The sequence below is a fragment of the Hyphomicrobium sp. DMF-1 genome, from assembly GCF_027886585.1.
In the GTDB taxonomy this organism is placed as follows: Bacteria; Pseudomonadota; Alphaproteobacteria; order Rhizobiales; family Hyphomicrobiaceae; genus Hyphomicrobium_C; species Hyphomicrobium_C zavarzinii.
The window spans coordinates 1,242,507-1,260,654 of the sequence record NZ_CP115706.1 but is presented as its reverse complement, the minus strand read 5'-3'; the positions used below and the strand labels follow the sequence as shown (position 1 = coordinate 1,260,654).

The following is an 18,148-nucleotide window of genomic DNA, read 5'->3' as shown; positions in this document are numbered from 1 at the left end:
TATCAGAATATTCTAAATTAGCAAATATGAATATTAAAGAGCTGACGTCCAGTAGCGAAGATGCCGCGGCCCTGCTCAAGGCGCTCGCCAACCCGCATCGCCTGATGATCCTTTGTGAGTTGCATAACGGTGAGCGGTCGGTCTCGGCGCTGGAAGAGGTCGTACCGCTCAGCCAATCGGCGCTCTCCCAACATCTCGCTAAACTGAGAGAAGGCGGCTTCGTCGCCACGCGGCGGGAAGCGCAGATGATCTACTACGCGCTGGCTGATGAGCGCGTATCCCGCCTTATCGGCGTGCTGCATGAAATCTTCTGCGAGCGCCGCGCGCCAAAAAACCGGAGACTATCGAAATGACCATAGATCGCGCCGTGCTGGCCTTTGCAGGATCGATGATCCTGGTGAGCCTCGTATTGAGCCACTATCACAGCCCGTACTGGCTCTTCCTCACGGCATTCGTCGGAGCCAATCTCCTGCAGGCCTCGCTGACAGGCTTCTGCCCGCTGGCTCTGATTCTGAAAAAGCTCGGCATGCGTCCCGGCCAGGCGTTCTTCTAGGCGAAGCTTTCGGAGCCGTCCGGCTGCCCAGAACAGACGCGGCTTGAAAGCGAAACAGCAAGGAAATGCAGGCAGTTTGGCAAAGGTGGCAGGGCTATTTCCCTGTCGCAGGAGGGGAATTCCACGCTGGGCGCCCCCCGTCTGACTCTCAAGCCGCCGCGCCGTCCCGCCCCAACTTTGCCTCGTAGAGTTTGAGCACAGATCGTTTCCCCGCCGATATGGCGCTCGCCTCGGCCGGACGCTACGCTCGCTCCCGCTATCGAAAAGGAGGAAGGAGAGCGACACGGCCATGCTGAGGGCAACAGCCATCCTTTTTTCGCTGCTGCTCCATGGATTGGTCGGCAATGCTCTCTGGCTGCGCCTTCAGCCGGAACAATTCGAGGCGTTGAATCTCGGAGAGGCGCAAGAGATCTTCCTTGAGCCTCAGGGCATGGACCTGAGCGAGGTCACGAATATCGGAGATGACCTCCAAAGCCTCGAGGCCCAGCCATCCGTTGCGATCGATCAGGCCGCGCCGCCACCTCCGATGGTAGCGCCTTTGCCCGAGCCACAAAACACGGCAGAGGATGCAAGCGGCAGCCTGGCCGAGAACGTCACCCCGCTCGCTCCGCAGGAGGCACCGGCCGATACTCTTTCTCGCGCTCAGCCGGAGACGATCCGCGACGTCATTGCGTCCGAGGAAAGCACCATCGAGCCAAACCTCGTCGATGTGCGCGGTCCAGAACCGGAACGCATTGAGGAGCAGGAGTTTGTTGCGGCCAATCAGGCATCATCCCCCGAGCAGAACCAGCTCTCCGACGCTGTGAAGGCCGATGAGACGCTTCCGCAATCGCTCTCAGAGGCTCCACCGCTGGCCGCCCAGCATCACCCTCCGCCGGACACGATCGCCGAAGCCAACCAGCCCGCCTCGCCGGACGCACTCAAGGAGCCCGCTCTCGAAAGCTATCGTGGACAGTCCCCCTCGCTCACCCCCCTGGAGGAAGCGGCACCCGAGGATATCCAGCTCGTGGCCCAGCCCGAGCAAGTCGTGATCGTGACGGAGTACAGCTCCGGAGAGGAGAAGAAGGGCGGCGACGCCAGCATCACCAGGCTCTACCTCGGCAAGATCAACGAGCGCGTCCAGCGCGCCAAGGTGAACCCGCGCTCGCGCATGACCGGGACCGTCGTCGTGAAGTTCACGGTGGGACTTGATGGGTCGCTTATAGCAAAGGAAGTAGTTTCATCGTCGGGAGCCGAGGTGCTGGACCGCGCCGCTCTCACGACGCTCGAACGCGCCGCCCCTTTCCCGGAAATTCCGCCGGAGGTGAGCGCGCTACCCATGACTTTCTCGCAGACATTCCGGTTCCTCGTCCGATAGCCGCAGGGAAGCCCGCTTCAGTTCAACCCGTGGTGCCAAGCCAGGCAAAAGAGCATGGCAAGAATTCCCACTGCCGCTCCCGCGCTTTACGCAGGTTCGCGCGTGTCCCAAACCTCTGGCTCGTCACGCAGCAAACGAGTGAAACCCATGAAGCTCCCTGTCACGGCCACGGCAATGATGCTGATTTTGGGATGCGCCCCGGCAATCGCCGGAGACCATCCCTACGCCGGCGTATGGGGCGAGGCGGGTGCTGACGAGGTCAAGGAGAACCCGGACTTCTTCGGAGAAAACGGCTGCTATAACAAATTCACCGAACAGCTCCCTGACGGCCGCTTCCGGTACTACCTCGTCGATCATGCGAAGTGGATCAGCGAGAAGAAGGTCGAATACCTGCTGGCCCAGGAGGGAACCTGCACGGTGGATGAAGCCGGCAAGAGCGAGAGGTGCACGGGCCAGGTCATTGGCGAAAAACAAAGCGATTGGTACATCGCCTATCAGAACGCGGACACAAAGAGCATCCGCGCGACGTTCTACGAAAACGTCTTCTACTTCGAGAAGCGGTTCAATGGCGAGCCGATCGTTCGTCAGAAGTGCCCATTCGATATGGCGAAGATCAAGCAGTTCATCACGGGCAGGACGATTGCCGACTGCACGACGAGATGCAGGGCCTTTGGCAAAACAGAGATCGAGCCGTTCAATGCCCTGCTCTCTTTCATCAAGGCACAACACTAGAACAAGACGCGGATGTTCATCGCTTCTTTCTGCAGAAGTTCGGAAAGAGACCGGTGGGAACGGATCGGCAAAGCCGCAATCCTGGATCGGCCGGCCCTCAGATCGTATCGAGCGGCTGCACGATGAGGCCCTTCGCACTTTGCTGGAGAAAAGCGGAGATGCCGTACACCTCGGCGATGTTCGCTTCCGTCAACACGTGCTGAGGCGCACCGTCCGCAGCCACCCTCCCGCGATCGAGCAGCACGAGCCGCGTGCACCATCGGGCCGCGAGTGACAATTCGTGGAGCGAGGCCACCACGATCCGTCCCCGCTGCGCGAGGCCGGCGAGCACCTTCATCAGGCTGATCTGGTGAGACGGATCGAGGCCGGCCGTCGGCTCATCGGCCAGAAGGATCGGAGTATCCTGAGCCAACGCGCGGGCGATGAGAACCCGCGCCCGCTCGCCGCCTGACAATTCCGACAGCAGCCGGTCGCGAAGTACGAGAACGTCGGCCTCCGCCATCGCCTCTTCGACCCTAGCCCCGTCGCGATCCGTCAACCCGCGCATCGGTTGCAGGTACGGCGTCCGTCCGAGTGCGACGACCTTCTCCACGCTGAGTGGCCAAGCCACATCCCGCTCCTGCGGAACGTAGCTCAGGAGCTTCGCGCGCTCGGGCGCATCCAGTTTCGCAAGCAGCCGGCCATTGATGGCGAGTGTCCCAGTCGAGGGCACCAGCCCCAGGATGGATTTGATCAGGGTGGACTTGCCCGCCCCGTTCGGTCCGATCAATCCAATGAAGTCACCCCCCCTGAGCGACAAGGAGACGTCGGTCAGCGCCGGGCGCGGTCCGAGCTGAACCGAAACTTTGTCGACCGAAAGCGTGGTCATAGGACGTTCCTCCGGTTCTTGATGACGAGCCAGAGGAAGAACGGCGCTCCCACGATGGCCGTGAGCACGCCCAGCTTGAGATCGCGTCCCGGCGCGATGATCCGCGTGGCGATATCGGACGCCAGCAGCAGCGCCGCGCCGCCGAGCGCGCTGGCGGTGAGCAACCGGCTCGGCTGCGCCCCGACGAGCGGGCGAAGCAGATGAGGAACGATGAGCCCCACGAAACTGATGGAGCCCACCACCGCCGTTGCCGCCCCCACCGAAGCGGCGGTCCCCAGCACCGCCAGCCACTGCGTCCGGCGAAGGCGGATGCCCATGCTGGAGGCGACATCGGCGCCGAGCGTAAGCGCATCCAGCGCCCGCCCCAGCGCGAACAGCATGACCCAGCCCGCCAGCATGAAGGGAAGCGACAGATAGACGTGCAGCATCGAGCGGTCCGCGAGCGAGCCCAGCATCCAGAACAGGATCTCGACGGCCGCAAATGGATTGGGCGAGAGGTTGAGCGCCAGCGAGGTGAGAGCGCCGGAAAGGCTCGTGATGGCGACACCGGAAAGGATGAGCGTGAGCGTGCCGGCATGCGTGCCCGAAAGCAGTTGGATCAGCACGACAGCAGCGACGGCGCCACCCATCGCCATCAATGGAAGCGCAAGCGCGAATGCGCCGGATAACCCGGTATAGAGCGCAATCACCGCGCCCAGCGATGCCGACGCACTGATGCCGAGCACGCCGGGATCCGCGAGCGGATTGCGCAAATACCCTTGCAGCACGGCGCCCGAAAGACCGAGCGTCGCGCCGATCGCGAGGCCGAGGATGGCCCGCGGCAGGCGGATCTCACGCATCACCAGACGCGCCGCTTCATTGTCGCCATTGAGCAATCCGGCGATGGAAGTCCCGACGTCCAATCCGGCCGGGCCGATCAGAAGCGAGATGGCGAACAAGAGGACGACGAGCACCGCGAGCGCCGCGAGCAGGAGGCGATAGCTCATTTCGCAGCGCCCCGCTCGGCTTTGAGCACAGGCGCGTGCGCCGAGAGCAAGCGGACGGCTTGCGCGGTGAAAGGCGCTCCGCAGATCCAATATCTGTCAGGAATGGATGTGAGCTCGCCCCCGTTGAGGACCGCTCTCAATGCCGGGTGCTCGAAAGTCTGATAGGCGAGCGCAGGCGCCGTGCCGGGGCGAAGGCCGCCAATGATCAGATCGGGCGCGGAGTTCACGAGCACCTCGAGCGGAAGCCGCACCATGCCGGTGAGGCCCAGCCTGGACCCCAGGTTCTCGAAACCCGAGCGCTCCACGATCGCGCTCGCCAGCGTCCCCGAGCCGGACGTATAGCTGTTGGCATAATGGAGAGCCGCAAGCGGGCGACGCCCCCCATGCATCCACTCGGGAATTGCGGCGAGTTGCCGGTCAAGCTCGCCGATCAGCTCCTGTGCCCGTGCCTCCCGATGCAGCAGGCGCCCCATCCGCAACATCTGCTCCCGGATCTCCGGAAACGAGTACGACGGCGGAAACTCCTCGAGCCGGAAGCCCAGGCGCTTCAACATCGCAATGGAGGCGCGATTGGTGAACGTGCCGGACAGAATGAGATCCGGCTTCATCATGAAGATCTCTTCGGCGAGCCCGTGGTTGATCGGAAACCGGCGCGCCTGCTCCGCCAGCACCGAACTCTCGGGATCTATCGCCAGGTGCGAGACAGAGCGAAGCTGGCCCTCGTCGGCCATTAACATGGCGAGCTGATCCGTGCAGAGGTTCATGGAAACGACACGCCGTGGCGGCGCGTCCGCATGAGCCGCCATGGAGCCGGCAAGCATCACCGCCGCGCATGCGGCAGCCAGCAGCCTCACGCCACGACCGTTGATCCGGGCGGCAAGGCGAACTGCGATAAGCGTGGCACGAATGATCATCTGATCCCGCCGGCGAGGAGCAGGAAGCTGCGGAGAACCGCGCGTGTGACTGTTTCGGATCGACGGGCAGCCGCATCTCTCATGCGGCGCGAGTATCGTGATGGCCCGTTGTTTTCGAAATTAAATGCCCACTTCGCGATGACCTGACGCAGCGTCCGTTCGGTTGCACATCAGTCGCCACGACGGTTGTCCGTCCCTCTGCGCGTCCCGCACATCAGGTGGGCGACTTGTGAAGGCAGGTCTCCTGGCTTACGGCTCAAGCGCTTCGAGCGGCCTTCCCGGCGACGGATCGCCAGTGGCAGTTCGGCCAAAGCTTGCCGTTAACAGTTGCGGGCGCAGCCACGGCTTCGACATAAGTCTCACCGCGTTCCCTATTAATCCGGAGGCTGGGAACTCGACCTCCTGGAACCGTCACGGCGCCACTTTGGCTACGGCCGGACGCCGGTGTCAACTGCCCACACCTGCCAAAGATCACCTCACCCGCAAAATGGGCTCCGGAAACCATGCGCCGGCGTCATCGAGAGAGCTGGCCCGCGGATCGGCCGGGGGCTAGAATGCAGCCCTACAGGCGCGCGAGAATTGATACGGCGTCATCGAGGAACCATGAGACGCCTTCTCGTCATTGGCATCGGGGCCGGAAATCCCGATTACATCACCATCCAGGCTATCAACGCCCTCAATCAGGCGGATGCGTTCTTTGTGTTCGACAAGGGCGAGGCAAAAGGCGATCTCGTGCGCTTTCGCAAGGAAATCTGCGAACGCCACATGAAGGATCGCCCCTTCAAGTTCATTTCGATCGCAGACCCCGTGCGCGATCCGGAACCCGGCGGCTACAAGCTCGGCGTCGCCGATTGGCATCGCGAACGCGCGAAGCGGCTTGCCGCACAGATCACAGCCGAGGTAGATGTGAACGGCTGCGGCGCGTTCCTCGTATGGGGCGATCCGAGCCTTTACGACAGCACCTTGCGCCTTGTGGATCTGCTACGCTCGGAAGGTGGCCTCGAATTCGACTGCGAGGTTATTCCGGGCATCAGCAGCGTGCAGGCACTCGCCGCGCGCCACGCCATGGTTCTGAACGCGGTGGGAGAGCCGGTGCATATCACGACGGGGCGCAAGCTCGTGAAGCACGGAATGCCGGAGACGGAAGAGAGCGTCGTCGTCATGCTCGACGGCGGCGAGACGCTCCGCGCCATCTGCGACGACGATATCGAGATCCACTGGGGAGCCTACCTCGGCACGCCCGACGAAATTCTCCTGTCCGGCAAGCTTCACGATCTCGTCGATGTCATCGAGCAGATCCGCGCCCGCGAGAAAGAGAAGCACGGCTGGATCATGGATACCTACGTGCTGCGAAGAACGCGCCCTAAAGCGCGGAGCGATCAATCCGACGACAGAAAATGAAAGAACGAGCCGGTCACGGAGCCATTGCGTGAGCCTGCGGGGCGCACGGCGCCGGTCCCCGCATCCCGGCACTCCATCAACGGCTGCCCCGTATCCGACAGCAGCGTCGCGTAATGGAACTCGTGCCCGTAGATCTCGGCCTCCTTCCTGCCCAGCACGCAATCGGAAAGCAGCCTCGCGCGGCGATATCCAAGATGTAGCTTGCGCTTGAGGAACGAGGTCTCCGCAGTGAGCAGTCCCGCCATCGCATGCCGATGGCCGTCCGCGTCCTCGAGCCCCTGCCCCAGCACCATGTAGCCTCCGCATTCGCCGTGAATGGGGACGGCCCGCTCCGCCGCCGCTCTCAAGCCCGTGAGAAACCGAGACGCCGCCGCAATCCGTCCCGCATGCAGCTCCGGATATCCGCCGGGAAGCCAGATCGCGTCCGCAGCTTCGCTCGGGCTCTCGTCCTGCAACGGCGAGAACGGCAGGATCTCCGCCCCCGCGTCACGCCACGATTTCAGAAGGTGATTGTAGGCGAACGAGAACGCGACATCGCGGGCGAGGGCAACCCGCTGACCGGGAGGCCGCATCGCCGGACGCAACTCGGGCGAGGCAGCCGGTTCGATACGATGAGCCGCCTCCAGAAGCGCAGCGAGATCCACCTCGTCCGCGATCCGTGCCCCGATGCGGTTTATCTTCGCTTGCCAGTCTTCCGTCTCGCCCGCCTGCACCAGACCGAGATGACGTTCCGGCAGCCGCAAATCGCCATCGCGGAACAGGGCGCCGAACACCTTGAGCCCGATGCGCGCGAAGCCCGGCGTGATCATCGCCAGATGACGCGCGCTGGCGACCTGGTTGAGAATGACCCCCACGACGCGCACATCCGGCCGGTAGAGAGCGCAACCCAGCGCCAGCGCCGCGGCCGTCTCCGTCTGCCCGGAAACGTCGAGCACCAGAACCACCGGCCAGCCGAGCAGCGCAGCGAGATCCGCCGTTGACCCGCTGCCGGCGCGCCCCGCATCCGAGGCGCCGTCGAACAAGCCCATCACGCCTTCTACGATGGCGACATCCGCATCCGGCGTCGTATCGGCGACGAGCCGCTTGATCGCAGGAGCGGGCATCGCCCATGTATCGAGATTGAAGCTCGGCCGCCCGGCCGCCGCCTCATGATGGCCGGTATCGATGTAATCGGGTCCCGTCTTGAACGGCTGAACCGCGCGTTCGCTCTGCCGCAATGCTGCGAGCAGGCCGAGCGTTACCGTCGTCTTGCCCGAGCCCGAGCAGGGCGCAGCAACGATCAACCCTCTTGTCCTGCGCGCCGTCACCATCAGCGCCCCCTGTAGCGGCGCTGGTAGTCCACGCTGTAGAGCGCGCTCTCACGAAAATCGCGGTGCCCCAGCGACGGACCAACAAGAATGAGCGCCGTGCGATCTATTCCGGCTTCGCCGACTGCATCGGCAATGGTGCCGAGCGTGCCGCGCAGGATCTCCTGGTCGGGCCAGCTCGCCTTCGCGACCACGACGGCGGGGCAGTCCTTGCCGTACAACGGCACCAGTTCCTGAACCACCTCGGCGATGGCCTGGATTGAAAGATGGATGGCAAGCGTCGCGCGCGTGGCGGCAAACGCAGCCAGCGTCTCCGTGGGCGGCATCGAAGAGGCGCGCCCCGGCGTGCGCGTAAGCACGAGCGATTGCGCGACTTCCGGGAGCGTCAATTCCTGGCACAGGGCAGCCGCAGCGGCCGCGAACGACGGCACTCCCGGCGTCATCGTGTAGGGAATGCCCAGCGCATCGAGGCGCCTCATCTGCTCGCCCACCGCACTCCATATCGAAACGTCGCCCGAATGCAGGCGCGCGACATCCTTCCCCGCATCCGTGGCCGCCTTCATCTCCGCAATGATTTCATCGAGCGAAAAGGGGGCCGTATCGACAATGCGGGCATCCGGCGGGCAGTGCGAGAGAAGCTCCTTGGGCACCAGAGATCCCGCGTAAAGGCAAACGGGAGACGCCGCGATCAGATCGCGCCCGCGCAGCGTGATGAGATCCGCAGCCCCCGGACCGGCGCCAATGAAATGGACCGTCACGTTCCGCCTCCATCCGATCGCGTGCCGTCGCCGATGGCAAACGCGCACGTCGCCCTTGGCGTCGCCACCCTCGGCCCCAGCAGCCGGCCGTTCACGCCGGCCGCCAGCAAGGCCGCCGCTTCGGCAACGGATCGTGTGCCCTTGTGTTCCAGCGCGGCAGCCGATTGCGTCAGCACCGACCCCGCCATCGCATCCAGCGCATCTGTTGGATAGGTTGCGACACGCACGCCGAGGCGCCGCGCCGCCTCCTGCAAACCATCCTCATCGGATTTGGACGCCTCCGTCGCGATCACCGCGATGGGAGCGTCGCATCCGAATGCAGAACGCGCGGCACTGATCGCCTCGTCGATGTCTGCGACCGACGCACCGCGCCGGCATCCGATCCCCGCTACGAGCATGGCTTCACCACCCGCCATTGCGTAACCGGCTTGCCCGGATTCCAGACCGTCTCACCCCCGACAGGCTTCAGCCGCGCCACACCCAGCCGCACGAGATCGCCGCCGTAGCGCTGGAACAAGTCGAGCACCAGCATCTCGGTCTTGAGCGCAACCGCATTTGCAACGAGACGGCCTCCAGGTTTCAGCGCGGCCCACGCAGCTTCGAACACGCCGGCGTCCCCCATCCCCCCGCCGATGAACACCGCATCGGGACTGGGGAGGCCGGAAAAAGCCTCCGGTGCGCGCCCCCTCACGATGGCGAGATCCGGCGTGCCGAGTTGCGCCGCATTGCGAGCCGCCCGCTCCGCTCGGTCCGCGCGCTCCTCGATGCCGAACGCCTTGAGTGACGGATGACGCAACAGCCACTCGATCGCAATCGAGCCGGCGCCGAGCCCCACGTCCCACAGAACCTCTCCCGCTCGCGGCGCGAGGGACGACAGCGTCACCGCCCGGATCTCGCGCTTGGTGAGCTGCCCGTCGCTCTCGAAAAGATCGTCGTCGAGCCCCGGCGACAGGCTCAGCGCAACAGCGCGCACATCCGCCGGGATCTCGACCGCAATCGTATTGAGATCGTCGATCTCCCCGAACGAGAGATCCGAAGCCTTTCCGGAAATCACGCGCTCGCGCGGCCCGCCCAGCGCTTCGAGAATGGTGATCCTCGCCTCGCCAAGACCGCGCGCCGCGAGCAGCCGGGCGACATCGGACGGCGTCTTGCCGTTCCACGAGAGCGCGAGAATGCGCGCGCCGGGCTGAAGATGACGGATGATCGCCTCAAGAGGCCGCCCATGCAGCGTCACCAGCGCCGTATCCTGCAAAGCCCAGCCGAGCCGAGACGCAGCGAGCGAGAACGCGGATGGCTGCGGCAGGCACAGCATCTCTTCGACCGGAACGAACTTAACGAGTTGCTTGCCGACGCCGTAAAAAAAGGGATCGCCGCTTGCCAGCACCACAACCGGGCGCCCTCGCCACGCCGTGATCTCGGGCCACGCATCGCTGATCGGGCTCGGCCAGCAAAGTTGCTTGCCGCGCACCACATCTCGGACCAACATGAGATGTCTTTTCCCGCCGACCACAAGCTCGGCACTCTCAAGGAGCAGCTTGGCCGTATCCGAGAGCCCCGCGACGCCGTCCTCACCCAGCCCTATGAGAGACAGCCAGCGCGCGCCGGATCGGCCTGTCTCGTTACCGGCCATGGGCAACACCCCGATGCGCATCCTCATACTCGGCGGCACGACGGAAGCCTCCGCCCTTGCAAAGCGCCTCGAAGGCGATCCGCGCTTCACGCCGATCCTCTCCCTCGCCGGCCGCACCAAAACACCGGCAACGCCTGGCATTGCTGTGCGCATCGGCGGCTTCGGCGGCGCTGACGGTCTTGCCCAGTGGCTCGCACAATCCGAAATCGAAGCCGTGATAGACGCGACGCATCCCTTCGCCGCCCAAATCTCCGCAAACGCAAGTGCCGCGACCGCCGAAACTGGCATCCCGCTCTGCACGATCATTCGTCCACCCTGGCAACCCGTGGCCGGAGATCGCTGGCTGATCGTCAAAACCATGGAAGAAGCGGCGGGCGCCTTGGGTGAGGCACCGCGACGGGTGTTTCTCAGCATCGGCCGCCAGACAGTCGGCGCATTCGCGCGCGCGCCGCAGCACACCTATCTCGCGCGCCTGATCGAGCCGCCGGACACCGCCCCGTTGCCGCCTCGGCTCACCCTGCTCCAGCATCGCGGTCCCTTCGATCTCGCGAGCGAGACCGCTCTGCTCCGCAACGAGCACATCGATGTCGTCGTATCGAAGAACTCCGGAGGCAGCGCCACCTATGCCAAGATCGAAGCAGCCCGCACGCTGGGTCTTCCCGTCGTCATGATCGAACGCCCAGATAAGGCGGGCCCGACCCTCGTTTACGATGCGGAAGAAGCGTTCGACTGGCTCATCCGGCGTCATGCTGAGCCTCGCGCTCCGAGCGCGGCGTGTAAACCCACGGCGTAGCGCCTTCGCGCGGGATCAGGCGCGTCCGGCTGGAGCCGATCAGCACCAGCGTCCGCATGTCGACACCGGCGGGATCGGCCTTGCCGAGGCTCTCGATCCGCACCTGCAGGTCCGCCGTGCCCGCTGCCTTGACGAACAGCACCACCGTATCGGCTGCTTTCAAGCCTCTGAGAAAAACCAGCGCACGGCCGAGTTGCTCCGGCCTGGCGCGCGAAGCCGGATTGTAGAGCGCGATCACGAAATCTCCACGTGCGGCCGCTTCGAGCCGCTGCTCGATCGTGCTCCACGCTTTGAGATTGTCAGACAGCGAGATGGCGCAGAAATCACCTCCGAGCGGAGCTCCCACGCTAGCGGCTGCCGCCAGCATCGCTGTGACGCCGGGCTCGATACGGATGTCGAGCGCGCGCCACGCAGGCTCGCCCTCTTCGATCGCTTCAAAAACGGCAGCCGCCATCGCGAACACGCCGGGATCGCCGCCCGACACGACGACAACGGTATGACCGGCCTCGGCGAGCGCCAGCGCATGACGCGCGCGATCGACCTCGACGCGGTTGTCTGAACCGTGGCGCCGCTGCCCTGCAGGGCCCGGCGGCACACGATCGAGATAGGTGAAATAGCCGACGATATCGGTCGCCTCTTCGAGGGCCTTCCGCACCGCAGGCGTCACCAGTTCCGGTGCGCCGGGACCAAGCCCCACCACTGTCAGCTTACCGCTCATAGCCGCCGCCCCTGGCCGGGAATGATCACCATGGCGAAATAAGTTCCGGCCACGCCGTCACACTCCCTGAGCGGCATGATCAGCTCATCCGCCATCGTCCCGCGCTCGACGTAGATCGCGCGATCGGAAAGGCCCGCATTCTCCACCGCCCGGCGTACTTTCTCCAGGTTTCGTCCGATCTTCATGATGACGGCCGCATCCGACGCCGCGAGCCGCTGCGTCAGCCGCTCCTCGTCGAGCGTGCCTGGAATGACGGTGAGGATATCGTCGCCCCACGTGATCGGCGTATTGGCGCGCGTCCAGCATCCGGACATTCCCGTGACACCAGGCACGACCTCCACAGGAAACGCTTCGTCCAAACGGCGCCACATGTGCATGAACGAGCCGTAGAAGAATGGATCGCCCTCTGCGAGCAACCCGACCGAACGCCCACCCTTGAGCTCGGCTTCCAGAGCAGCGGCCGTTTCCTTGTAGAACCCGGCGATCTGCTCCCGATACTCGGAGTGATCGGCAGGAACCTCGTCTGTAAGGGGATATTCGAAACGCAGCTCCCGGCGCTCCGCACCGACCAGCGCTGAGACGACCTTGCGGGCGTTGCCCTGCCGACCCTTCTTCGCGAAGAAGGCGATCACATCGACGGAGCACACGAGCGCGGCAGCACGCAGCGTCATGTAGCGGGTATCGCCCGGCCCGACGCCGATGCCGTAGAGCGTTCCCGCGACTGCCTTTCCGCCAATGTCTTCGAGAGAGATCATTCGGCCTCGCTCGCAAGGGCGTTGATCGCCGCTGCCGTCATCGCACTTCCCCCCTTACGGCCCTTCACGATCAGATAGGGGCACCGGCCATCGGCCCGAAGCGCCTCCTTGGATTCGGCAGCTCCCACAAACCCGACCGGAATCCCCACGATAGCCGCCGGGCGCGATGCGCCCTCGTCCAGCATTTCGAGCAGGCGGAACAGCGAGGTCGGCGCGTTGCCGATGGCGACGACGGCTCCGGCGAGTTTCGGCCGCCACAGCTCCATCGCGGCCGCGGATCGCGTCGTACCCATCTTGCGCGCCAGCTCCGCAACCTCGGGGGCCTGAAGCGTGCAGATCACTTCGTTGTTGGCAGGCAGGCGGCTCCGGGTGATGCCATGCGCCACCATGTTGGCGTCGCAGAGAATAGGCGCGCCCGCGAGCAAAGCCTCCCGCGCACGTGCGGTGAAATCGTCCGACATCACAATGTCGGACGCGATCTCGACCATGCCGGACGCATGGATGATGCGCACGGCCACCTTCTCGGAATGCCCGTTGAAACGCGCGAGATCGGCCTCGGCCCGGATGATCGAGAACGAGTTGCGGTAGATCTCGGCACCGTCGCGGATATAGGAGCGCTCGTGCGTCACGGCATCAAATTCCAGCTTCCAGCATCAGGCGAAGACGTTCGAGGTTGTCCGGCTCCACATAGGCAACCGGAGGAGCCTCCGCCCGCCCATGACGAGCCACCCCGAACACAGTACCGCAATCCACCAGCATGAGATCGGCCGCCTTCGAGCGGGCGCATCCTTTGGCACATCCCGAGACGTGAACCGAGGAAACACCCGGCAGGGGAAGCAACTGGGCAAGTCTGTAGGCGGCGGCTCGCACATCCAGCCGCGCGGAGCTGCAGGCGGGCGCGCCCGGACACGCGTCGATCAGTGTCAGCGGATCATCGGGATCGGCAATAAACCCGCACTCCCGCGCCCTCGCAAGCAGGATCTCCACGTCCCGCATCCGAGTCGCAGGCACAACGAGCGCCCGCCATGGAGAAAGCCGGAACTCGTCCAGGCCCAAACTCTGGGCCGCAGCCAACAAATCGCGCATCGATGCGGCTTCGAGACGCCCGAACGGCGCCCCGATCCCGGCGCCAACCACCGTTCCGTTCACCATGATCGGACCGAGCACACTGCCGCAAGACTGCTGGGGCGGCGCCAGCACATTCTCGGAGATAGCGGCGCCATAGGGCGCGAGTGCCAGCTTTAGATCCTGAACGAGGCGAGGCGCGAGAGCCCGGAAGCGGGTCCGCCCCGTGTTCTCGGTCGCTGCGAGAGAGGCTCTCAAGAGAGCTGTTACGGCATCCACGGCCGCATCCGGCGCGACGATCCCCAGCCACGCCACGCCATCGGTCCTATCGGCGCCGATGGCGATCGCCGGACGTGCCCCATCGCGGACCGCTCTCAGACGTACATCGGCGCGCTCGCCGTCGAGAGGAAGCACGCCGCCACCATCGACCGAAAAGCCGAATTTCGCTGGAAGCGACCAGAGGTCGCTCGCCTGCGAGAGCGCCGTCTCCAAGGCTAGGACGATAGGGCGAACGTCGGAGACCTCCGTCGGATCGAGCCCGGCGAGCGGGTTGATCATGACGTTGCGAACGGACTCGGCCTCCGCATTGAGATCGATAAGGCCGAGCGCCGAAAGCATACTCCAGACCTCGGGAAGCCCTTCTGCCTGGATTCCGCGGATCTGCACGTTGGCGCGGCGCGTGAGATCGATATGCCCATTGCCATGCCGCTCGGCGATCTCGCAGATGTCGAGCATCTGCTCCGCGCTGAGCGTTCCGCAGTGCGCGCGCACGCGCACGATCAGCCCATCGCCCGTTTCCATAGGCTTGAGCGCGCCCGGGCACCATCCCCTCACGGGCGCCCGGTGCGCGGTGGCGGCGGGATCGCTCATGGCAGCGCTCTCTTTTCGGATGCACGCCGCACCTCGCCACTGGCGAGCACGCGATGCAGCTCGGCATGAACCGCGTTGCGCCGGGGCGACCACAAGCGCCGCGCGATCGCATCTTGCAGGCGTTCGGCAATGGCACGAGCCGCAGACGCATTCAGCGTCAGAAGCGACCCCAGGCAATCTTCGTCCGCGATCAGGACGTCATGCACCGCTTCGAACAGGTGATCGTCCACCACGTCCGCCGTCGCGGAGAACGCATAGAGCGCGTCGACGCCCTGCGCGATCTCCGCCACGCCGCGATGTCCGTGCGCGATCATGCCCGAAACCCAGCGCGGATTGGTGAGCCGCCCGCGAACAATACGCACGACCTCCTCGCTGACCGTGCGCGCCTTGGGCGCCGCGGCCACACTGGTGTCGAGGTGATAGAGAGCCGGCGCCTTGCCGAGCCCCGCCGCGGCCGCAGCAAAACCCCCGACGAAATCCGCAACGCCATCGCCGTCGAGAAGATCGCGCTCCCTGTCGTCTTGCGGATGCACCAGCGCATCCGTCGCCGCGACACGCTCCTCAAAATCTTTCGCCGCCGGACGCTCGCTGTCGTCGCCCCCATAAGCATGAGAGCTGGACTGAAGATAGGCAGCCGCGAGATCGGCCCGGCTCTCCCACGCGCTGTCAAGCGCGGTTGCAGCCGCCCCCGCGCCATAGGTGCCGGGTTCGCTGCCGAAGATGCGAGACAGGCTTTCACCGCGAAGCCTTGCAGCGGACAGCGGGTTCCACTCTTCCGGCTCGTCGCGCTCCGCAACCAGCCGCACGGCAAGGTCGAACAGGGCAATCTGCGCCGGAAAGATGTCGCGGAACGATCCCGAGATGCGCAGCGTGACGTCGATCCTCGGCCGATCGAGCTTGGCAATCGGCAGCACCTCGACGCCGACCACGCGGTTCGATCCGTCGTCCCAGCGCGGGCGCACGCCGAGATAGGCCAACGCCTGGGCGAGATCGTCGCCCCCTGTGCGCAGCGAGGCCGAGGCCCAGAGATCGAGCATCAGCGCGCGGGGATAATCTCCGTGGTCCTGCATGTAACGGCGCACAACCTCGTCGGCCGCACGCGCGCCCACGATAGCGGCCGTCCGCGTTGGCACGGCACGCGGATCGATGGTCGTGAGGTTCCGTCCTGTGGGAAGCACATCGCGACGCCCACGGGTGGGCGCTCCTGATGGCCCCGGCGCAACGCGGCGAGAGTCGAGCGACGCGATCAGGGCACCCCGCTCGCTTTCGGCGCACGCGAGGATCGCCTGCTCGACACCCGCGATCTGCGCCTCCCCACCGCCGGAGGCGCGAACCATCTGAGCCGCCAGAGCCGTCCGCGCATCCAGAGAAGCCGCCCTGCCAAACACGTGAAGATGATCGCGGATCGCCAGATCCTTGATGTCGCAAAGCTGCGCATCGAGCTTGCCGATCGCATCCCGGGGCGCATCGGTCTTCTCCAGCCCGCAGTCCGCGGCAAGGCCAGAGCGCCACGCGCGATCCAAAATCTCCCGCTCGAGGATCGCGATGCGCCGCCTGTCGACGCCATCGGCCTCGGCATATTCCTCGATGAGCCCTTCGAGCTCTCCCAGCGGGCCGTGAAGCCCCGCCTCGCACAACGGCGGCGTCATGTGCCCGATGGTAAGCGCAGAAATCCGCCGCTTGGCCTGCACTGCTTCGCCCGGATTGTTCACGATGAACGGATAGATCACCGGCACGGGCCCGAGCACCGCTTCGGGAAAGCAAGCCTCAGAAAGCGCAAGCGCCTTGCCGGGAAGCCATTCCAGCGTGCCATGCGTACCGAGATGCACGAGCGCATGGATCTTCCGCGTCTCGCGCAGCCACCCGTAGAGCGCCACATAGGCATGGCGCGGCGGAAGCTGCATGTCATGATAGCCCGCTTTGCGGTCGCCGTGCGCACCGCGATCCGGCTGAAGCGAGATGACGATGTTCCCGGCCACCACAGCGCGAAACCGGAAATGACCGTTCTCAAAGGACGGATCGTCCTCCGGCGCACCCCACGCGGTCTCGATCTCTTTCGCAATCTCACCCGGCAGCGCACCCAGCCAGCCCAGATAGTCGCGGAGCGGCACCGTGATCGTATCGGCCCCCGGCGCAAGATCCGCGAGGCGCGAGATGAGATCATGCGCTTTGAACGGTTCATCCCCGACGTCGTAGCCTTCCGCGCGCAGCAGCCCCATGATCTCGGCCACGCTCTCGGGCGCATCGAGGCCGCAGGCATAACCCGTCCGCCCCGCGCGGTTCGGATAATCGGACAGCAGGATCGCAACACGCCGCGAGGCGCGCTCGGCCTGCCCAAGCCGCACCCAGGCAGCCGCGAGCTCGGCCACGAACGACACGCGGCCGTCGTCGGGCTCGTGCAGCACCCGCGCGTATTGCAGATCGGCCGCAGGCGCCACATCCGCCTTGAACGAGATCGCACGCGTAAAGAGGCGGCCGTCCAGCTCGGGCAGCACGACGTTCATCGCGAGATCGCTTGGAGACAGTCCTCGCCCGGAAGCCTCCCACGCGGCCTTCGGATGCCCCGCGAGCGCAACCTGCAGCACCGGACAGTCCGCGGCGTCGAGAACAGTGGTCTCGTCGGCCCGCATCGCGGAGAATGCCGTCGCATTCAGCACAACGGCCGGCATCACGCGGCGAATGAGAGCTTCGAGTGGACGGGTCGCATCCGGGTCTTTGAGGCTCGTGAGCGCGACGCACACTGGCCGCAGCCCTCGCGCGCGGAGCGCATCCGCCAACCGCGTGACCGGCTTGAAATCTCCCGCCAGCAGGCTCGACCTGTAGAAGACGACGAGCGCGCTCGGCCGATCCGGACAGGCCGAGATGGTATCGAGCCTGACAGGCAGGCCCTCCCCGTCGAGCGCCAGCGCCGGTTCCATATCGAGAGGGGGATCGAAGGCGACATCGCGTCCCAAGAGATGTGCGGCATAGAGGAGCGCGTTGCAGGCATTGTGCGGCCCGCCGGCACGAAAGTAGCGGTCGAACGCCTCGACGACGTCTCGCGGCGCCGTGGAAAGCGCCACCAGCCGCGCATCGGGCCGGTCGTCGCCCGGTAGCGCCACCAGCAGCGTGCCGCGCTCGGATGCGGCGCGCGCAAGACGCTCGAAGCCGTAGCGCCAATAGTCGAGACCGCCGAGGCTGCGCACGATGACGAGACGCGCGTGCTCGATCACGCGCTCCACGTAGACATCCACCGACATGGGATGGCGAAGCTTCTTGAGGCTGGCAAGCCTCAGCGACGGAAAGCGGGAGGCATCCTGCTCCCACGCCGACGCGAGTGCCGAGAGATCGCTGTCGCTGAACGACAAGACAACGATATCGGCGGGTGTCTGGTTGAGATCAACCGCGCCGTCAATTTCGTCCAGCGATCCCGTCTCGACGGCAAGTAGATGCATAAAGCAA

At 65.1% G+C, this 18,148-nt stretch carries 18 protein-coding genes and 1 riboswitch; of the genes, 6 read left to right on the top strand and 12 right to left on the bottom strand.

The features are described 5' to 3' along the window. Positions 1-26: 26 nt before the first annotated feature. From PE058_RS05680 to PE058_RS05665, 4 genes are all read left to right on the top strand, one after another. Positions 27-353, top strand: coding sequence for an ArsR/SmtB family transcription factor (locus PE058_RS05680; RefSeq protein ID WP_271030096.1), 327 nt, complete (start codon positions 27-29; stop codon positions 351-353). After that, complete coding sequence (locus tag PE058_RS05675) at positions 350-553, top strand: YgaP family membrane protein (protein ID WP_020084388.1); 204 nt, start codon at positions 350-352, stop codon at positions 551-553. Before PE058_RS05680 ends, PE058_RS05675 begins: the two co-directional genes overlap by 4 nt. 289 nt (positions 554-842) lie before the next feature. After that, on the top strand, positions 843-1,910 hold the full coding sequence (locus tag PE058_RS05670) for an energy transducer TonB family protein (RefSeq protein WP_271030095.1): 1,068 nt from the start codon (positions 843-845) through the stop codon (positions 1,908-1,910). A gap of 147 nt (positions 1,911-2,057) precedes the next feature. Further along, complete coding sequence (locus PE058_RS05665) at positions 2,058-2,642, top strand: hypothetical protein (RefSeq protein ID WP_271030094.1); 585 nt, start codon at positions 2,058-2,060, stop codon at positions 2,640-2,642. 97 nt (positions 2,643-2,739) lie between these two features. Here the strand turns inward: PE058_RS05665 and PE058_RS05660 are convergent, their stop codons facing one another. From PE058_RS05660 to PE058_RS05650, 3 genes are read right to left on the bottom strand one after another with little or no spacing between them, the layout of a single operon-like run. Continuing rightward, positions 2,740-3,510 (bottom strand): ABC transporter ATP-binding protein, encoded by a 771-nt coding sequence (locus PE058_RS05660; protein WP_271030093.1) that lies wholly within the window; start codon positions 3,508-3,510, stop codon positions 2,740-2,742. Then, positions 3,507-4,496, bottom strand: coding sequence for a FecCD family ABC transporter permease (locus PE058_RS05655; RefSeq protein WP_271030092.1), 990 nt, complete (start codon positions 4,494-4,496; stop codon positions 3,507-3,509). Before PE058_RS05655 ends, PE058_RS05660 begins: the two co-directional genes overlap by 4 nt. Next, entirely contained in the window at positions 4,493-5,410 is a 918-nt protein-coding gene (locus PE058_RS05650; RefSeq protein ID WP_271030091.1) for an ABC transporter substrate-binding protein, read from the bottom strand. Before PE058_RS05650 ends, PE058_RS05655 begins: the two co-directional genes overlap by 4 nt. A 217-nt stretch (positions 5,411-5,627) precedes the next feature. Then, a riboswitch (cobalamin riboswitch) is annotated at positions 5,628-5,838 on the bottom strand. A 175-nt stretch (positions 5,839-6,013) separates the two neighbouring features. Here PE058_RS05650 and cobF point away from each other — a divergent pair. Continuing rightward, the gene (gene cobF, locus PE058_RS05645; RefSeq protein WP_271030090.1) at positions 6,014-6,811 is read left to right on the top strand and encodes a precorrin-6A synthase (deacetylating); all 798 of its coding nucleotides are present in this window, start codon (positions 6,014-6,016) and stop codon (positions 6,809-6,811) included. Here the strand turns inward: cobF and PE058_RS05640 are convergent. The 4 genes from PE058_RS05640 to cbiE are packed head-to-tail and all read right to left on the bottom strand — an operon-like array spanning position 6,790 to position 10,506. Beyond that, positions 6,790-8,118 carry a cobyrinate a,c-diamide synthase gene (locus tag PE058_RS05640; RefSeq protein WP_442908681.1) on the bottom strand — a complete coding sequence of 443 codons (1,329 nt, stop codon included), beginning with the start codon at positions 8,116-8,118 and terminating at the stop codon, positions 6,790-6,792. The two genes, cobF and PE058_RS05640, sit on opposite strands and share 22 nt — an antisense overlap. Before the next feature lie 2 nt (positions 8,119-8,120). After that, positions 8,121-8,876 (bottom strand): precorrin-4 C(11)-methyltransferase, encoded by a 756-nt coding sequence (gene cobM, locus PE058_RS05635; protein ID WP_020084380.1) that lies wholly within the window; start codon positions 8,874-8,876, stop codon positions 8,121-8,123. Further along, positions 8,873-9,274, bottom strand: a complete 402-nt coding sequence (locus tag PE058_RS05630) for a cobalamin biosynthesis protein (RefSeq protein ID WP_271030088.1) — start codon at positions 9,272-9,274, stop codon at positions 8,873-8,875. The genes cobM and PE058_RS05630 overlap by 4 nt, the downstream gene beginning before the upstream one ends. Next, the gene (cbiE, locus tag PE058_RS05625) at positions 9,265-10,506 is read right to left on the bottom strand and encodes a precorrin-6y C5,15-methyltransferase (decarboxylating) subunit CbiE (protein WP_271030087.1); all 1,242 of its coding nucleotides are present in this window, start codon (positions 10,504-10,506) and stop codon (positions 9,265-9,267) included. The genes PE058_RS05630 and cbiE overlap by 10 nt, the downstream gene beginning before the upstream one ends. Positions 10,507-10,519: 13 nt before the next feature. Between cbiE and PE058_RS05620 the strand changes: the two genes are divergently transcribed. Continuing rightward, the gene (locus tag PE058_RS05620) at positions 10,520-11,299 is read left to right on the top strand and encodes a cobalt-precorrin-6A reductase (RefSeq protein ID WP_271030086.1); all 780 of its coding nucleotides are present in this window, start codon (positions 10,520-10,522) and stop codon (positions 11,297-11,299) included. Here PE058_RS05620 and cobJ read toward each other — a convergent pair. From cobJ to cobN, 5 genes are read right to left on the bottom strand one after another with little or no spacing between them, the layout of a single operon-like run. Continuing rightward, positions 11,241-12,017, bottom strand: coding sequence for a precorrin-3B C(17)-methyltransferase (gene cobJ, locus PE058_RS05615; RefSeq protein WP_271030085.1), 777 nt, complete (start codon positions 12,015-12,017; stop codon positions 11,241-11,243). The two genes, PE058_RS05620 and cobJ, sit on opposite strands and share 59 nt — an antisense overlap. Beyond that, positions 12,014-12,772, bottom strand: a complete 759-nt coding sequence (locus tag PE058_RS05610) for a precorrin-2 C(20)-methyltransferase (protein WP_271030084.1) — start codon at positions 12,770-12,772, stop codon at positions 12,014-12,016. Before PE058_RS05610 ends, cobJ begins: the two co-directional genes overlap by 4 nt. Continuing rightward, positions 12,769-13,401 carry a precorrin-8X methylmutase gene (locus tag PE058_RS05605; RefSeq protein WP_271030083.1) on the bottom strand — a complete coding sequence of 211 codons (633 nt, stop codon included), beginning with the start codon at positions 13,399-13,401 and terminating at the stop codon, positions 12,769-12,771. Before PE058_RS05605 ends, PE058_RS05610 begins: the two co-directional genes overlap by 4 nt. A gap of 4 nt (positions 13,402-13,405) precedes the next feature. Continuing rightward, positions 13,406-14,707, bottom strand: a complete 1,302-nt coding sequence (gene cobG / locus PE058_RS05600; RefSeq protein WP_271030082.1) for a precorrin-3B synthase — start codon at positions 14,705-14,707, stop codon at positions 13,406-13,408. Beyond that, complete coding sequence (gene cobN / locus PE058_RS05595; RefSeq protein WP_271030081.1) at positions 14,704-18,141, bottom strand: cobaltochelatase subunit CobN; 3,438 nt, start codon at positions 18,139-18,141, stop codon at positions 14,704-14,706. The genes cobG and cobN overlap by 4 nt, the downstream gene beginning before the upstream one ends. Positions 18,142-18,148: the final 7 nt, after the last annotated feature.

Bases quoted from the DNA above. Each gene is read 5' to 3' on its own strand.
- PE058_RS05680 (WP_271030096.1), top strand. From the start codon at position 27: ATGAATATTAAAGAGCTGACGTCCAGTAGCGAAGATGCCGCGGCCCTG.
- cobN (WP_271030081.1), bottom strand. From the start codon at position 18,141: ATGCATCTACTTGCCGTCGAGACGGGATCGCTGGACGAAATTGACGGC.
- cbiE (WP_271030087.1), bottom strand. From the start codon at position 10,506: ATGGCCGGTAACGAGACAGGCCGATCCGGCGCGCGCTGGCTGTCTCTC.
- PE058_RS05610 (WP_271030084.1), bottom strand. From the start codon at position 12,772: ATGATCTCTCTCGAAGACATTGGCGGAAAGGCAGTCGCGGGAACGCTC.
- PE058_RS05630 (WP_271030088.1), bottom strand. From the start codon at position 9,274: ATGCTCGTAGCGGGGATCGGATGCCGGCGCGGTGCGTCGGTCGCAGAC.
- PE058_RS05665 (WP_271030094.1), top strand. From the start codon at position 2,058: ATGAAGCTCCCTGTCACGGCCACGGCAATGATGCTGATTTTGGGATGC.
- PE058_RS05675 (WP_020084388.1), top strand. From the start codon at position 350: ATGACCATAGATCGCGCCGTGCTGGCCTTTGCAGGATCGATGATCCTG.
- PE058_RS05655 (WP_271030092.1), bottom strand. From the start codon at position 4,496: ATGAGCTATCGCCTCCTGCTCGCGGCGCTCGCGGTGCTCGTCGTCCTC.
- PE058_RS05660 (WP_271030093.1), bottom strand. From the start codon at position 3,510: ATGACCACGCTTTCGGTCGACAAAGTTTCGGTTCAGCTCGGACCGCGC.
- PE058_RS05670 (WP_271030095.1), top strand. From the start codon at position 843: ATGCTGAGGGCAACAGCCATCCTTTTTTCGCTGCTGCTCCATGGATTG.
- cobF (WP_271030090.1), top strand. From the start codon at position 6,014: ATGAGACGCCTTCTCGTCATTGGCATCGGGGCCGGAAATCCCGATTAC.
- cobJ (WP_271030085.1), bottom strand. From the start codon at position 12,017: ATGAGCGGTAAGCTGACAGTGGTGGGGCTTGGTCCCGGCGCACCGGAA.
- PE058_RS05650 (WP_271030091.1), bottom strand. From the start codon at position 5,410: ATGATCATTCGTGCCACGCTTATCGCAGTTCGCCTTGCCGCCCGGATC.
- cobG (WP_271030082.1), bottom strand. From the start codon at position 14,707: ATGAGCGATCCCGCCGCCACCGCGCACCGGGCGCCCGTGAGGGGATGG.
- PE058_RS05620 (WP_271030086.1), top strand. From the start codon at position 10,520: ATGCGCATCCTCATACTCGGCGGCACGACGGAAGCCTCCGCCCTTGCA.